Here is a 14,503-nt window from a genome sequence, read left to right on the forward strand (position 1 = left end):
CGGCCTGGCGGCCCCTCCCGGCAACGTATTCCTCGACGATGCCGGCCACCGGCGGCTTCCGATGGCACGAGCCGGTCACGACCGCGTACGGAGCATTCCGGCTCGCCGCCCGAAGGCGGCTCACGGCTGCGGGTCAGCGCCGGTTTCGCACCGGCTTCCCTCCATACGGGCGTGATGACGACTGGTGCTGTGACCGGAAAGGTTCACCGGCTCGCGTAAACCTTTCCGGTCACAGCACTGGCCCACTCTACCGGCCGTCACGCGGTCCGCTCCGGGCGGAGGCCCCGGGGAGCCGCGCTCGCGGACGGCCCGCCACGCCGTCCCGCGCACGGCCGCGCGTCGGGCCGGATGCCCCGTACGCAGCTCCGTTCTCTGACAACCAGGTTAAATCCGGCGAACAGTCGGGAAACACTTGCCACTTACCGTGCACGGGCTCTTGTTGGCGTTCTATCTACGCGCGTATCTTGAGCCGACTTCCAGGGTTCTCACACTTCGTGCGCTTCTTGTACGACTCGCACGTCTCCCACACGTCACATTCGCAAGGAAGAGTCCACCGTGTCCCCATCCATACCCCCGGCCCTGCGTGGCCGGCGTGCCAAGGCGATCGCCGTGGCGCTCCCCGTCGGTCTGGCCGGATCGCTCATCGTGCTTCCGTTCACCGCTCAGGCGACGCCGTCCCCGGACGCCGTCATCTCCGAGGTGTTCGGCGGCGGCGGGAACTCCGGTGCCACCCTCACCAATGACTTCATCGAGCTGGGCAACGCGGGCGACGGTCCCTTCGACCTCACCGGCTGGTCCGTCCAGTATCTGAGCGGCTCGCCCACCTCCAGCTCCAAGTGGCAGGTCACCGAGATCAACGGCGCCATCCCCGCGGGTGGCAGCTACCTCGTCGAGGAGGCCAAGGGGGCCGGTGGCGACACCCCGCTGCCCACCGCCGACGCGACCGGCACCATCGCCATGTCGGCGAGCAGCGGCACCGTCGCGCTCGTCCGCTCCACCACCCCGCTGACCTGTCTGACGGCGGCCGACTGCGCGGCCGACACGAACGTCAAGGACCTGGTCGGCTTCGGCACCGCCACCGTCCGGGAGAACACCCCCGCCACCGGCGCCGACAACACCCACTCGGTGGCCCGTAACGCGGTGCTCGCCGACACGGACAACAACTCCGCCGACTTCACCGGCGCGACGCCGTCCCCGCGCAACAGCGCGGGCGCGGGCGACGGTGGCGGCGAGCCGTCGCCCACCCCCTCGCCCACCAACACCACCCCCGGCGAGCTGCGGATCCGCGACATCCAGGGCACCACCCGGATCTCCCCGCAGGCCGGAAAGTCCGTCACCAACGTGCCGGGCGTGGTCACCGCGATCCGCGCGACCGGCTCCTCGCGCGGCTTCTGGATCCAGGACACCGCGCCGGACAAGAACCCGGCCACCAGCGAGGGCGTGTTCGTCTTCACCGGCTCGGCCACCCCGCAGGTGAAGGTCGGCGACTCGGTCCTGGTCAGCGCCAAGGTCGTCGAGTACTACCCGGGCGGCCAGAGCTCGGGCGCGCAGTCCCTCACCGAGCTGAGCGGCCCGACGACCGTCGTCCTCTCCTCCGGCAACCCGCTGCCCGCGGCCGAGGTGATCGACGCCAGGACGCTGCCCGAGACGTACGCGCCGAAGGCGAACGGGCTCAGCATCGAGCCGCTCGAACTGAAGCCCGACACGTACGCCCTGGACTGGTTCGAGTCCCGTGAGGGCATGCTCATCCAGATCGGCGACAGCCGGGTGGTGGGCGCCTCCAACACGTACGGCGACACATGGGTCACCACCAAGCCCAAGCAGAACCCGACCCCGCGCGGCGGCACGGTCTACCCCTCGTACGACGAGGCGAACTCGGGCCGTCTGCTGGTCACTTCGCTGACCGGCGAGAAGCCCGGGGCCAACGTGGGCGACACCCTGACCGGTACGACCAGCGGCCCGCTGGACTACTCCACCTACGGCGGATACGGCCTCCAGGCGAGCACCCTGGGCAAGGTCAAGTCCGGCGGTCTCAAGCCGGAGGTGGCGAAGAAGGGCAAGAGCGACGAGCTCTCCGTCGCCACGTACAACGTCGAGAACCTCGACCCGACCGACCCGCAGGCCAAGTTCGACCGGCTCGCCGAGGGCATCGTCAAGAACCTCGCCACGCCGGACATCGTGAGCCTGGAGGAGATCCAGGACAACAACGGCGCCAAGGACGACGGCACGGTCGCCGCGGACAAGACCCTCGCGCAGTTCGTCGCCGCCATTCAGGCGGCGGGCGGCCCGGCGTACGACTGGCGCGCCGTGGACCCGGCGGACAAGACCGACGGCGGTGAGCCGGGCGGCAACATCCGCAACGTCTTCCTCTTCAACCCGAAGCGGGTCTCCTTCGTGGACCGGCCCGGTGGCGACGCCACCACCGCCACCAAGGTCGTCACCACCGGCAAGAACGGCAAGGACATCACGCTGTCCGTGTCCCCGGGCCGGATCAACCCGACCTCGGACGCCTGGAAGAGCAGCCGCAAGCCGCTCGTCGGCGAGTTCACCTTCCGCGGTGAGCAGGTCTTCGTGATCGGCAACCACTTCAACTCCAAGGGCGGCGACCAGCCGGTCCACGGTGTCTTCCAGCCGCCGACGCTCGGCTCCGAGGCCCAGCGCCTGACCCAGGCCAAGGAGGTCAACGACTTCGTCTCCGGCCTGCTGGCCAAGGACAAGAAGGCCAAGGTCGTCGTCCTCGGTGACCTGAACGACTACCAGTTCTCCAAGCCCCTCACCACCCTCACCCGGGGCGGGGTCCTCGTCGATCTGATGAACAAGCTGCCGAAGAACGAGCGTTACAGCTACGTCTACGACGGCAACTCGCAGACCCTGGACCACATCCTGGTCAGCCCCGGCATCAAGAAGCCCGGGTACGACGTGGTGCACATCAACGCGGAGTTCGCCGACCAGGCGAGCGACCACGACCCGCAGGTCGTCCGTATCAAGTGAGCCGCCTCCCCGGCTGAACCGAACCGTGGCGTGTACGCGACTCGCGTACACGCCACGGTCGTCTCAACCCGTCATCACAGACCGTCGGTGTAGAGGAGACGGTTGGGGGAGCCGGCGCTGATGGGGAACGCGACGTCCTTCGTGGACCGCTCGGTGAGCCAGTCGGCCACCTCGTTCGGGGTGGCGGACGGGTTCTCCTCCTTGTAGAGGGCCGCGACCCCGGCGACATGGGGGCTGGCCATGGAGGTGCCGTTCAGCGCGACGGAGCCGCCGCCGAGCCTGGCGGAGACGATGGCGACGCCCGGGGCGTAGGTCTCCAGACAGGTGCCGTGGTTGCTGAACCGGGCCTCCTGGTCCTCGCTGTTGGTCGCGCCGACGGTGTACACGCCCGAGGCGCGGGCAGGGGAGGCACCGCAGGCGTCCACCGCGTCATTGCCGGCCGCGACGACCGGCAGCACTCCCCGGGCCGCGAGGGCGTTGACCGCCGTGTCGACCGCGCTGGACGCCGGACCGCCGAGTGAGGCGTTGAGCACCGCGGGCTGTGCGGCGTTCTTGGCCACCCAGTCGAATCCGGCGATGACCCCGGCCCAGGTGCCGTCGCCCTTGCAGCCGAGCGTACGGACAGCGACGAGGGAGACGGCACGGGCGACGCCATAGGTGGCGCCGCCGGTGGTGCCCGCCACATGGGTGCCGTGGCCGTTGCAGTCCTGGCCCATGCGTCCGTCACCGACGGAGTCGAAGCCGACGGTGGCCCGGCCGCCGAACTCGCTGTGGGCGGTCTCGATTCCGGTGTCGACGATGTACGCCGTGACGCCCTCGCCGGTGCCGTTCACCGTGAACTGGCCGTCGAGCGGCAGCCGGCGCTGGTCGATCCGGTCCAGTCCCCAGCTCTGCGCGGGTACCCGCTCACGCGTCGCACCGGCCTGTCCCGGATCCTTCCGTTCCGTATCCGTGTGTCCCGAACCCGGCTGCTCGGCCCGCCACTGTCCTGGCCGGGTCGACGTCGGGCTGACGGTGACCCTGCTGTTCTCCTCGATGGCCTGGACGGCCGGGAGCGCGCGCACCTTGGACAGCTGGGTCGCGGAGAAGGCGGCGGTGAACCCGTGCAGCACCTTGTCGTAGGTGAACAGCGGGGTGAGACCGAACTGCCGCAGGACGGTGGTCGCCGAGAACGCGGGCTTGAGGGTGACGATGTACTGGCCGGGCACCGCGTTGGGGGAACGCTCGACCGGAACGAGGTTCTCCCGGGGCCCGGCCATGGCGTCGGTGCCGCTGGTGCCGCTGATCAGGGGGGCGAGCAGCAGAACGGCGGCGGATGCCCAGCGCGCGCTGAGACGCATACATGCTCCTTGGATGACGGGGATCGATCGCGGTCGGAGTGGACCCGCGAGGTACGAACACCCGTCCTTCGTCCACAACACACGCGTCGCTTGAGCGAAGACCACCGGATGGAGCAAGAACATCCGGCCGGTACCGCCTGCCCGTCAGTCCTCGCGGCCGTGCACCGTCAGTCCCCCGGGCCCCGGACGGTCAGTCCCCCGGGCCCCGGACCGTCAGGTCGATCAGCCGGCAGACCGTCTCGATGTCCGACTTCACCTCCGCGATCGTGGCCCGGCCCGAGAGCCAGGTGATCAGGGCCGCGTGCCAGGTGTGCTCCACGACGCGTACGGCGGAGAGTTGCTCGGGTGTCGGGCCCTGCGGGCCGATGGACGGGCCGATGGCGTCGAGGATGATCGCCGTCGTCCGCCCGATGACCCCGTCCACCTCGTCGCGCACCCCGCGGTCCGCGAAGGTCAGCGCCCGTACCATCGCGTCGGCCAGATACGGATCCCGCTGGAGCGCCCGGAACGCGCGCAGCAGCGTCTCGGCCACCCGCTCGGCCGGACTGTCGCTCGCGGGCGGCCGTTTGCGCAGCGTGGTGTGCAGATGCTCCAGCTGATCCCGCATCGTCGCGACCAGCAGATGGACCTTCGAGGGGAAGTAACGGTAGAGCGTCCCGAGGGCGACCCCGGCCTCCTCGGCGACCTCACGCATCTGTACGGCGTCGAAACCGCCCCGGCAGGCCAGCAGGGTGGTGGCGTCCAGGATCCGGCGGCGCCGGGCCTCCTGGCGGCGCGTCAGCGGGGGTGACGCCGGTTTGACTTCCGCTGCCATCTGTCGCACTCCATTGAACGCATCTGAACGTCTCCGAATGTCCCTGAGCGCTTCGCCGCCGTCGGACCGCACAGCATGGCAGACACCGCCGTGGCACGAATCACCTGTTCCGGCGGGTGCCGCGAGGCTACTTGCCGGTAGATTCGAAGGCGTGGACGAACAACTCTGAAACTTGTTCTAGATTGTGGACAGCGGTTACGCTCCGGCGAAAACACGGAGAGCGCAGTGAGAAGGGGGCCGAAAGTGACCGCTGAGGCCATAGCGGCGGACACCGGAACGGGGCCCCTGCGTATCGCCCTTCTCAGCTACAAGGGAAACCCGTTCTGTGGCGGCCAGGGTGTCTATGTCCGGCAGCTGTCCCGTGAACTCGCCCGGCTCGGGCACAGCGTCGAGGTCATCGGCGCCCAGCCCTACCCCGTACTCGACGAGGGCGTACCACTCACCGAGCTGCCCAGTCTCGATCTCTACCGGCAGCCCGATCCCTTCCGTACACCGAGGCGCGACGAGTTCCGCGACTGGATCGACGGCCTCGAAGTCGCCACGATGTGGACCGGTGGCTTCCCGGAGCCGCTGACGTTCTCGCTCCGGGCCCGGCGTCATCTGGCCGCCCGCGCCGGTCAGTTCGATGTCGTCCACGACAATCAGACGCTCGGGTACGGACTCCTCGGCGACCTCGGCGCCCCCCTGGTCACCACCATCCACCACCCCATCACCGTCGACCGGCGGCTGGAGCTGGACGCGGCCGAGAACTGGCGGCGACGGGCCTCCGTACGCCGCTGGTACGGGTTCACCCGGATGCAGAAGCGCGTCGCGCGGCGGCTGCCCTCGGTCCTCACCGTCTCCGGCTCCTCCAAGCAGGAGATCACCGACCATCTCGGGGTACGGGCCGACCGTATCGAGGTCGTGCACATCGGCGCGGACACGGAGCTGTTCTCGCCGGACCCGGCCGTGCCCGAGATCCCGGGGCGGATCGTCACCACCTCCAGCGCGGACGTTCCCCTCAAGGGCCTCGTCCATCTCGTCGAGGCCCTCGCCAAGCTCCGCACCGAACACCCCGACGCCCACCTGGTCGTGGTCGGCAGACGGGCCGAGGACGGCCCGGTCGCGCAGGCCATCGAACGGTACGGACTCGAAGGCGCCGTCCAGTTCGTCAAGGGTGTCTCCGACGCCGAGCTGGTCGATCTGGTGCGCGGCGCGCGGATCGCGTGCGTGCCCTCCCTGTACGAGGGGTTCTCGCTGCCGGCCGCCGAGGCGATGGCCACCGGAACCCCGCTCGTCGCCACCACCGGCGGTGCGATCCCCGAGGTCGCGGGCGTGGACGGGGAAACCTGTCTGGCCGTACCGCCCGGCGACGCGGGCGCGCTGGCCCTCGCCCTCGGCCGGCTGCTCGACGATCCGGAACTGCGCGCCAGGCTGGGCGCGGCCGGGCGTCAACGGGTGCTGGAGCGCTTCACCTGGGCCAGGGCCGCACAGGGCACGGCCGAGCTCTACCGCACGGCGATCGCCCGCTCCCCGGGCGCCCGGAAAGCCGGCCCTTCGGCCGCCCGCCCCTCGAACGCCCGCCCCTCCGACCGCGAAAGCAGGACGACCCTGTGCTGACCGTGGACTTCACCCGCTTCCCGCTCGCCGCGGGTGACCGTGTGCTCGATCTGGGGTGCGGCGCGGGCCGGCACGCCTTCGAGTGCTACCGGCGCGGCGCTCAGGTCGTGGCCCTCGACCGGAACGGCGAGGAGATCCGCGAGGTCGCCAAGTGGTTCGCCGCGATGAAGGAGGCGGGGGAGGCCCCCGAGGGCGCCACCGCCACCGCGATGGAGGGCGACGCGCTCAATCTGCCGTTCCCCGACGCGTCGTTCGACGTCGTCATCATCTCCGAGGTCATGGAGCACATCCCGGACGACAAGGGCGTCCTGGCGGAGATGGTGCGGGTACTGCGTCCCGGCGGACGGATCGCCGTGACCGTGCCACGGTACGGCCCGGAGAAGGTGTGCTGGGCGCTCTCGGACGCCTACCACGAGGTCGAGGGCGGCCATATCCGTATCTATAAAGCCGATGAACTGCTCGGCAGGATGCGAGAGGCCGGGCTCAAGCCGTACGGCACGCACCACGCGCACGCGCTGCACGCGCCGTACTGGTGGCTCAAGTGCGCGTTCGGCGTCGACAACGACAAGGCGCTGCCCGTCCGCGCGTACCACAAGCTGCTGGTCTGGGACATCATGAAGAAGCCCCTCGCGACCCGGCTCACCGAACAGCTGCTCAACCCCGTCGTGGGGAAGAGTTTCGTGGCCTACGCGACGAAGCCGCAGCTGCCGGCCGTGTCCGCGGCAGTCGCCACGTGACCTTGGCCGGCCGTGGTCCCGACGCCACGGAACATCTCGTCCTGCCCGGAGTCCTCACCGCCGAGCAGGCCGCCGAGACGGTCGCGGGCATCCTGGCGGCACAGCGTCCGGACGGTGCGATTCCGTGGTTCCGCGGGCACCATCTCGACCCCTGGGACCACACCGAGGCGGCCATGGCGCTGGACGCGGCGGACGAACCCGAGGCGGCGGCGCGGGCGTACGAGTGGCTGGCCAGGAACCAGAACGAGGACGGGTCCTGGTACGCCGCGTACACCGACAGCACGGCGTGCGCCGACACCGCGGCCATGTGCCCAGGCGACCGGGGCCGCGAGACCAACTTCTGCGCCTATGTGGCCGTCGGTATCTGGCACCACTACCTGGCCACCGGCGACGACGCGTTCCTCGACCGGATGTGGCCCGTCGTCCACGCGGCGATCGAGTTCGTCCTCGCACTCCAGCAGCCGGGCGGCCAGATCGGCTGGAAGCGCGAGGCGGACGGCACGGCCGTCAACGACGCCCTGCTGACCGGGTGTTCGTCCGTGCACCAGGCGCTGCGGTGCGCGCTCGCGATCGCGGAGGAGCGCGAAGAGCCCCAGCCCGACTGGGAGTTGGCGACCGGCGCGCTGCGGCACGCGATACGCGACCACCCCGAGCGGTTCCTCGACAAGAGCGACTACTCGATGGACTGGTACTACCCCGTGCTCGGCGGCGCGGTGACGGGAGCGCGGGCCACGGCGCGGATAGCGGCGCACTGGGACCGCTTCGTCGTACCGGACCTGGGGGTGCGCTGTGTGCTGCCCAACCCCTGGGTGACCGGCGGCGAGAGCTGTGAACTCGCCCTGGCGCTCTGGGTGATGGGGGAGTCCGACCGGGCGCTGGAGGTCCTCCAGTCCATCCAGCATCTGCGCGCCGACGGCGGGATGTACTGGACGGGGTACGTGTTCGAGGGCCATCGGGCCTACTGGCCCGAGGAACTCACCACCTGGACGGCGGGGTCGCTGCTGCTGGCGGTGGCCGCCCTGGGCGGGGACGAGGCGACCACCGCCGTGTTCGGCGGCGAACGGCTGCCGCTCGGCCTGGAGCCGGACTGCTGCCCATGATGGCCGATCGCCGGCGGGCGAGCGATCAGAGCCGGCGCAGCCGGCCCGCGATGCCGTGGCCGGCGAGCAGATAGACGACCGCGGCGAGACCGTAACCGCAGACGACACGCGCCCAGGCTTCGTCGAAGGTGAACAGGTCATAGGACCAGCCGGCGAGCCAGCGGGCCGCGCCCTGGATGAAGTCCACCAGGTCGTTGGCGCGGTTGGCGTCCAGCAGGTACATCAGAATCCAGAGGCCCAGAATGAAGGCCATGATGTCCGCGACGACGATGATGACCGTCGCCACGGAGCCGCTTCCACTGCGATGTCGTGTGGCCATGCCAACCGTGTTACCGGTCCCGCGCGGGGGAAACCCGTTGGCCGCCCATGACCCCGGTGCTTAGGGTGCGCCGTATGACGACGCTTCTCGGATACGACCGGTACGGCCACGAGATCACCGCACAGACCGACCTGCTGAGGGCGGCGATCGCCGGCGCCGACCTCTCCGCGCAGGTGCCGAGCTGCCCGGAGTGGACGCTCGGACAGCTGGCGCGCCATGTGGGCGGAGCGCACCGCTGGGTCGAGGCGATCGTAAGGACCCGCGCGGAGCAGGACATTCCGGAGGACCAGGTCCCGGATATCGAGGGTCCAGCCGGTGACGACCCGGCGGCGCTGGACGCCTGGCTCGCGGACGGGGCGGCGAAGCTGGTCGGCGCCCTGCGGGAGGCCGGGCCCGGTACCGGCGTATGGAGCTGGGGGTGGGAGCGGAACACCGATTTCTGGGCGCGCAGGCTGACCCACGAGACGGTGATCCACCGGGTGGACGCGGCGCTGGCCGCCGGGGTCCCGTTCGAGGTCGCGCCGGATGTCGCGGCGGACACGATCGACGAACTGCTCCAGTTGGTGGGGTTCGCCGCGGCCTCCGGGGATCCCGAGGCCGCCGAGCTGCGCGGCCCCGGAAACACCCTGCACTTCCACGCGACGGACGTCCCCGGCGGAGTGGACGCCGAGTGGCTGGTCGAGTTCGGAGAAGAGGGCTTCGGCTGGCGGCACGCCCACGGGAAGGCGACGGTCGCGGTGCGCGGACCGCTGACCGATGTGCTGCGGGTCGTCTACCGGCGGCTGCCCGTGGACAGCGAGCGCGTCGAGGTGCTGGGCGACACGGAGCTGCTGGACTTCTGGCTGGAGCGCACCTCGTTCACCTGACCGACGACCGACGACCGACGACCGCTGACCGGGCCCGGCCGACCGGCGGCCCGGGAAACGGCGACGGCCCCCCGCCTTCCGGTGGGGGGCCGTCGCCGTACCGCTGGGGCGCGTGATCAGCCGCGCTGTATGCCTGAGGTGTCCTGGAGGACTCCGCGACGGCCGTCCTGGGTCTGGGCCACCAGACCGGGACCGCGCTGCTCGACCGCGAGGTACCAGGTGCCGGGGGCCAGCTCGGCGATGGGGGACGGCGAGCCGTCCTCCCCGAACAGCGGCCGGGCGACCGGTACGGCGAACCAGAACGGCGAGAAGTCACCGGCGGGAGCGGCGCCGCCCTGCGACGGACCGTTCTGCTGGGCCGCGGCGGGCTGGCCCGCCGGGGCGCCGTACGGCTGCGGCTGGCCCTGCGTACCGTACGGCTGCTGGCCGGCCGGGTAGCCGTACCCCTGGCCGGGGATGCCCGGCTGTCCGCCGTACGGCTGCGGGGTCTGCGGCCTCGGGGCGCCGATGAGAGCGGCCTTCAGGGCCGGGACGACCGGCGTGGCGACCGCGGCGCCCGCCATGATCAGCGCGGCGATGAAGCCGAGGATCAGACCGCCGCCCGCGCTGCCGTCACCGAGCAGGTACCAGAGGCCCGTCCACGCCGCGAAGACCGACAGGGCGACACCGAACTGACCGAGGTCGAGTCCCACGACCTTCCGCGGCTGGGGCAGCGCGCGGGCGGTGACGATCAGTGCCGCGGCGATGACTCCGGCCAGATGGATGCTCATCACGACGCCCAGCAAGTCCCAGGCATTCACGCCAGTGCTGAAGCTGGACTCGTAGAAATTGAGGAACGAGGCGATGAAGAGCAACACCGCTGCTCCGATCACCACGCCGTCGCCTCGTGTGAGGGAGCGGATGTTCACGTGAGAAGTCCTTCGTCTGTCGGCTGAGTCGGGGCGGTCGTCGTGGCCGCCGGTGAGGCGGTATACGGGGCGAAGCTCGGGGGCGGCTCCCTGTCGTACGGATGAATGTATCGTCTCCCCGTTCCGGGCGTCTGCCGGGTATCGGGGGCCGGTACACGCCCGTTACGCGGGTCCGCGGGCGGAGTTCACCACTCCCGCCCGCCCTTTACCGTGCCTGTTCGCCGCTCTCGCTCACCCCTTCTGTTCTCACTTCTCACGCTGTTCTCACTTCTTCAGGAATCCGCGGATCCCGTCCGCCAGCCCCTGTGCCGCCTTCTGCCGCCATTCCGCGTCGGTGAGCAGTTCGGCATCCGACGAATCGCGCATATTGCCGCATTCGATGAAGACTTTGGGCACGGTCGACAGATTCAGCCCACCGAGGTCCTCGCGTACGTCGAGCCCCGTGCCCTCGCCCAGATAGTTGGCGGGGGCGCTGCCGGTCTCCCGGACGAAATTGCCCACGATGTGTTCGCCGAGCTCGCGCGAGGGGCCGACGATGGCCGTGGTGTCCGCGCCGCCGCCCTTGACCAGGGCGGGGAGGATGACATGGAATCCGCGGTTGCCGGGAGCCGAGCCGTCGGCGTGGACGGAGATCGCGGCGTCGGCCTTCGCCTTGTTCCCGATACGGGCGCGCTCATCGACGCACGGACCGTAAGGGCGTTCGTCGTCATGGGTGAACGTGACCGTCGCCCCCTCTTTCCTGAGCAGATCGCGCAGGCGGTGGGAGACATCGAGGGTGAACTCGGCTTCGGGGTAACCGGCCTCGGTGGAGGTGCCGGTGGTGTCGCATTCCTTGCTGGTTGTCCCGATATCCACCGGCTCATTGATCTCGGCGGTGTGGTCGCGATTGCGTGGATTGTGACCGGGATCGATGACCACGACCTTCCCCGCGAGCGGTCCGGCCGGGGCGGTGCCACCGGGGACGTCGTCGTCCCGTCGGTCATCGGTGCGCGGCCGGGCGGTGGCGGCGGCGGACGGCGTGGTGGCCGGGGCGGCGGAGGGGATGACGCCGGCCGCTGACGCCGGTGTCGGACCGCCGTCCGGGCCGCTCATCCCCTGCCAGACGAGCCATCCGGCCGCGGCGGTCGGCACCAGTGCGGCGACCGCGACGGTGAGTTTGCTTCGGCCGAAACGGCCGCGGGCGGGCTGCTGACTCTCGTCGTACGACACCGTCGCGATGGTAGACCGTCGGGCGATCGGGACGCGGCAGAAGACACGGGACTGTGCGGACACGCCCTGGGGCGTGGCGGTCAGCCGCCCGGTGCCGTACGGCGCAGGACGCGCAGCGAGTCGGTCACCGACACCTCGGTGAAGGCGCCGGAGGCCAGGGCCCGGAGAAAGACGCGGTACGGGGCCTGCCCGCCGGCCGCCGGGTCGGGGAACACGTCGTGGATGACGAGCAGCCCGCCCTCGGCGAGATGCGGGACCCACCCCTCGTAGTCTCCGTTGGCGTGCTCGTCGGTGTGGCCGCCGTCGATGAAGACGAGGCCGAGCGGGCGGCCCCAGACGCTCGCGACCCGTGGCGAACGGCCGACGACCGCGATCACCGAGTCCTCCAGGTCCGCCGCCAGGAGCGTGCGGCGGAAGGCCGGGAGCGTGTCCATCAGCCCGGTGTCGGGATCGACCACGGACGGGTCGTGGTACTCCCAGCCGACCTGCTGCTCCTCGCTGCCGCGATGGTGGTCGACGGTGACGGCGACCGTACCGGCCTCGCGTGCGGCGGCGGCCAGCAGGAGCGTGGAGCGCCCGCAGTACGTCCCGATCTCCAGGAGCGGCAGCCCGAGCGCGCCCGCCTCGGTGGCCGCCGCGTACAGGGCGAGCCCCTCGTGGACGGGCATGAACCCCTTGGCGGCCTCGAAGGCGGCGAGGATCTTCGGCGCGGGTGCCGGGGGCATCGGCTCTCCTGGTGCTGGTGCGGTGAGCGGTGGGGGGTACGGACCGTGGTACGGGGCGTGATCGCCCATGCTGCCGTACGCCCCCGGCCCGGCGGTTTCGGGGGGTGAGGGCGGGTCAGGAGGCGACGGTGGTACGGCGCTCCCGCGTGCCCTGCGCGAGGACCAGATCGACATCGACCGGCACGCCGCCGCCGGGGTACTCCGCGGGGAGCGCGAGCGGCGCGTACCCCGTGGCCGTCCCGGCCAGTACGTACGGTCCGCCGGACGGCGGCAGCAGTGCGTAGCGGCCGTCCTCGTCGGCGGTGGTGCGGCCCGCCTGCCGGCCCCGGGGGTCGATGAGCGTGACGTTCGCCCGCGCGATCGGCGTACCGTCCGAGTCCACGACCCGCCCGCGGAACCCGCCGGACCCGGCGACCAGCGTCGGCCGGCTCACATCGGCGTCACCGGCCAGGGACTTCCGCCCCGGCGCGGAGCGCGGTGACGGCAGGAACGAGGCCAGCACCAGGCCGACGATCACCGCGCCTGTCGCGATGAGGAACGAGATACGGAATCCGTCCATGCTGGGCACCGCCACGCCCCCCGTCCGGATGGAGGTGTGCGCGAGCACCATGCCGATCACCGCGCTCGACACCGAGGTGCCGATGGAGCGCATCAGGGTGTTCAGACCGTTGGCCGCGCCGGTCTCCGACGGGTCGACGGCGCCGATGATCAGGGCGGGGAGCGAGGAGTACGCGAGTCCGATACCGGCGCCCACGACGACGGAGATGACGATGGTCTGCCAGGCCGCGTTCATCAGGCCGAGGCCCGCTCCGTACCCGATCCCGATGATCAGCATGCCGAGCATCAGGGAGACCTTGGGGCCGCGCCGGGCGGAGATCCGGGCGTAGACGGGCGCGGTGAACATCATCGTCAGCCCGAGCGGTGCCACGCACAGACCCGCCACCACCATCGACTGGCCCAGGCCGTATCCGGTCGCGGCGGGCAGCTGGAGCAGTTGGGGGAGGACGAGCGAGATCGCGTAGAAGGCGACACCGACCATGATCGAGGCGAGGTTGGTGAGCAGTACCTCACGCCGGGCGGTGGTGCGCAGATCGACCAGCGGGGCGGCGCTCCGCAGCTCCATCACGCCCCACAGCAGCAGGATGGCCACCGCCAGGCCGAACAGCCCGAGCGTGGTCGGGGAACCCCAGCCCCAGTCGCTGCCCTTGGTGATCGGCAGCAGGAGCGCGACGAGTCCGGCGGACAGCCCGATCGCGCCGAGCCAGTCGAAGGTGCCCTGGGCCCGTACCGAGGACTCCGGTACATACCGGACGGTCAGCAGCATCGACACCACGCCGAGCCCGGCCGCGCCGAAGAACAGCGCGTGCCAGTCGGCGTTCTGGGCGACCAGGGCCGCGGCGGGCAGCGCGAGCCCGCCGCCGACACCGATGGACGAGCTCATCAGCGCCATCGCCGAGCCGAGCTTCTCGCGCGGCAGCTCGTCGCGCATGATGCCGATGCCGAGGGGTATCGCGCCCATCGCGAAGCCCTGGAGCGCTCTGCCGACGATCATGATCACCAGGTCGTCGGTGAATCCGCAGATCAGCGAGCCGACCACCATGACGGCGAGGCTGGTGAGCAGCATCCGCCGCTTGCCGAAGAGATCACCGAGCCGCCCCATGATCGGGGTGGAGACGGCGCCCGCGAGCAGGGTCGCGGTCATGACCCAGGTGGCGTCGGCGGGCGACGTGCGGAGCAGGGCGGGCAGGTCCTTGATGACGGGAACGAGCAAGGTCTGCATCACCGCGACGGTGATGCCCGCGAAGGCGAGGACGGGAACGATCCCGCCAGCTTGACGGGTCGACGGATCCGGGAGCTCCCCGGCGTGCTGATCGGTCGTCGTCTGTGGCATACGT

General features: G+C 70.8%; 12 protein-coding genes and 1 riboswitch. Of the genes, 5 read left to right on the forward strand and 7 right to left on the reverse strand.

Annotated features, from left to right (window positions below):
- Window positions 1–92: 92 nt before the first annotated feature.
- Window positions 93–159, reverse strand: a riboswitch (cobalamin riboswitch).
- 396 nt (window positions 160–555) lie between these two features.
- Entirely contained in the window at window positions 556–2,991 is a 2,436-nt protein-coding gene (locus AB0M67_RS13455; RefSeq protein WP_365745470.1) for an endonuclease/exonuclease/phosphatase family protein, read from the forward strand.
- A 74-nt stretch (window positions 2,992–3,065) separates the two neighbouring features.
- Here the strand turns inward: AB0M67_RS13455 and AB0M67_RS13460 are convergent, their stop codons facing one another.
- The gene (locus AB0M67_RS13460; RefSeq protein ID WP_365745471.1) at window positions 3,066–4,331 is read right to left on the reverse strand and encodes a S8 family serine peptidase; all 1,266 of its coding nucleotides are present in this window, start codon (window positions 4,329–4,331) and stop codon (window positions 3,066–3,068) included.
- 190 nt (window positions 4,332–4,521) lie between these two features.
- Window positions 4,522–5,145 (reverse strand): TetR family transcriptional regulator, encoded by a 624-nt coding sequence (locus AB0M67_RS13465; protein WP_365745472.1) that lies wholly within the window; start codon window positions 5,143–5,145, stop codon window positions 4,522–4,524.
- Window positions 5,146–5,388: 243 nt separating this feature from the next.
- On the opposite strand from AB0M67_RS13465, the gene AB0M67_RS13470 reads away from it, so the two are divergent.
- The 3 genes from AB0M67_RS13470 to AB0M67_RS13480 are packed head-to-tail and all read left to right on the forward strand — an operon-like array spanning window position 5,389 to window position 8,581.
- Window positions 5,389–6,744 (forward strand): glycosyltransferase family 4 protein, encoded by a 1,356-nt coding sequence (locus tag AB0M67_RS13470; RefSeq protein ID WP_365745473.1) that lies wholly within the window; start codon window positions 5,389–5,391, stop codon window positions 6,742–6,744.
- The gene (locus AB0M67_RS13475; RefSeq protein WP_365745474.1) at window positions 6,738–7,481 is read left to right on the forward strand and encodes a class I SAM-dependent methyltransferase; all 744 of its coding nucleotides are present in this window, start codon (window positions 6,738–6,740) and stop codon (window positions 7,479–7,481) included. Before AB0M67_RS13470 ends, AB0M67_RS13475 begins: the two co-directional genes overlap by 7 nt.
- Before the next feature lie 2 nt (window positions 7,482–7,483).
- Complete coding sequence (locus AB0M67_RS13480; RefSeq protein WP_365745549.1) at window positions 7,484–8,581, forward strand: prenyltransferase; 1,098 nt, start codon at window positions 7,484–7,486, stop codon at window positions 8,579–8,581.
- Window positions 8,582–8,606: 25 nt separating this feature from the next.
- On the opposite strand, the gene AB0M67_RS13485 is transcribed toward AB0M67_RS13480, so the two are convergent.
- Window positions 8,607–8,900, reverse strand: coding sequence for a hypothetical protein (locus AB0M67_RS13485; protein ID WP_365745475.1), 294 nt, complete (start codon window positions 8,898–8,900; stop codon window positions 8,607–8,609).
- Window positions 8,901–8,974: 74 nt separating this feature from the next.
- Here AB0M67_RS13485 and AB0M67_RS13490 point away from each other — a divergent pair, with 74 nt between their 5' ends.
- Window positions 8,975–9,766, forward strand: coding sequence for a maleylpyruvate isomerase family mycothiol-dependent enzyme (locus AB0M67_RS13490; RefSeq protein ID WP_365745476.1), 792 nt, complete (start codon window positions 8,975–8,977; stop codon window positions 9,764–9,766).
- A 116-nt stretch (window positions 9,767–9,882) separates the two neighbouring features.
- Here the strand turns inward: AB0M67_RS13490 and AB0M67_RS13495 are convergent, their stop codons facing one another.
- The 4 genes from AB0M67_RS13495 to AB0M67_RS13510 form a co-directional block, all read right to left on the reverse strand.
- Window positions 9,883–10,674 (reverse strand): DUF5336 domain-containing protein, encoded by a 792-nt coding sequence (locus tag AB0M67_RS13495; RefSeq protein WP_365745477.1) that lies wholly within the window; start codon window positions 10,672–10,674, stop codon window positions 9,883–9,885.
- A 264-nt stretch (window positions 10,675–10,938) separates the two neighbouring features.
- Window positions 10,939–11,883 (reverse strand): N-acetylmuramoyl-L-alanine amidase, encoded by a 945-nt coding sequence (locus AB0M67_RS13500; protein WP_365745478.1) that lies wholly within the window; start codon window positions 11,881–11,883, stop codon window positions 10,939–10,941.
- Between the two features lie 80 nt (window positions 11,884–11,963).
- Window positions 11,964–12,608, reverse strand: coding sequence for a class I SAM-dependent methyltransferase (locus tag AB0M67_RS13505; RefSeq protein WP_365745479.1), 645 nt, complete (start codon window positions 12,606–12,608; stop codon window positions 11,964–11,966).
- Between the two features lie 115 nt (window positions 12,609–12,723).
- Window positions 12,724–14,499, reverse strand: a complete 1,776-nt coding sequence (locus AB0M67_RS13510) for an MFS transporter (protein WP_365745480.1) — start codon at window positions 14,497–14,499, stop codon at window positions 12,724–12,726.
- Window positions 14,500–14,503 lie beyond the last annotated feature (4 nt).

It is taken from the genome of Streptomyces sp. NPDC051662 (genome assembly GCF_040681655.1).
Classification (GTDB): Bacteria; Actinomycetota; Actinomycetes; order Streptomycetales; family Streptomycetaceae; genus Streptomyces.

Coding starts and splice junctions, on each gene's coding strand:
- AB0M67_RS13460 (WP_365745471.1), bottom strand. CDS start 4,331: ATGCGTCTCAGCGCGCGCTGGGCATCCGCCGCCGTTCTGCTGCTCGCC.
- AB0M67_RS13465 (WP_365745472.1), bottom strand. CDS start 5,145: ATGGCAGCGGAAGTCAAACCGGCGTCACCCCCGCTGACGCGCCGCCAG.
- AB0M67_RS13485 (WP_365745475.1), bottom strand. CDS start 8,900: ATGGCCACACGACATCGCAGTGGAAGCGGCTCCGTGGCGACGGTCATC.
- AB0M67_RS13490 (WP_365745476.1), top strand. CDS start 8,975: ATGACGACGCTTCTCGGATACGACCGGTACGGCCACGAGATCACCGCA.
- AB0M67_RS13505 (WP_365745479.1), bottom strand. CDS start 12,608: ATGCCCCCGGCACCCGCGCCGAAGATCCTCGCCGCCTTCGAGGCCGCC.
- AB0M67_RS13510 (WP_365745480.1), bottom strand. CDS start 14,499: ATGCCACAGACGACGACCGATCAGCACGCCGGGGAGCTCCCGGATCCG.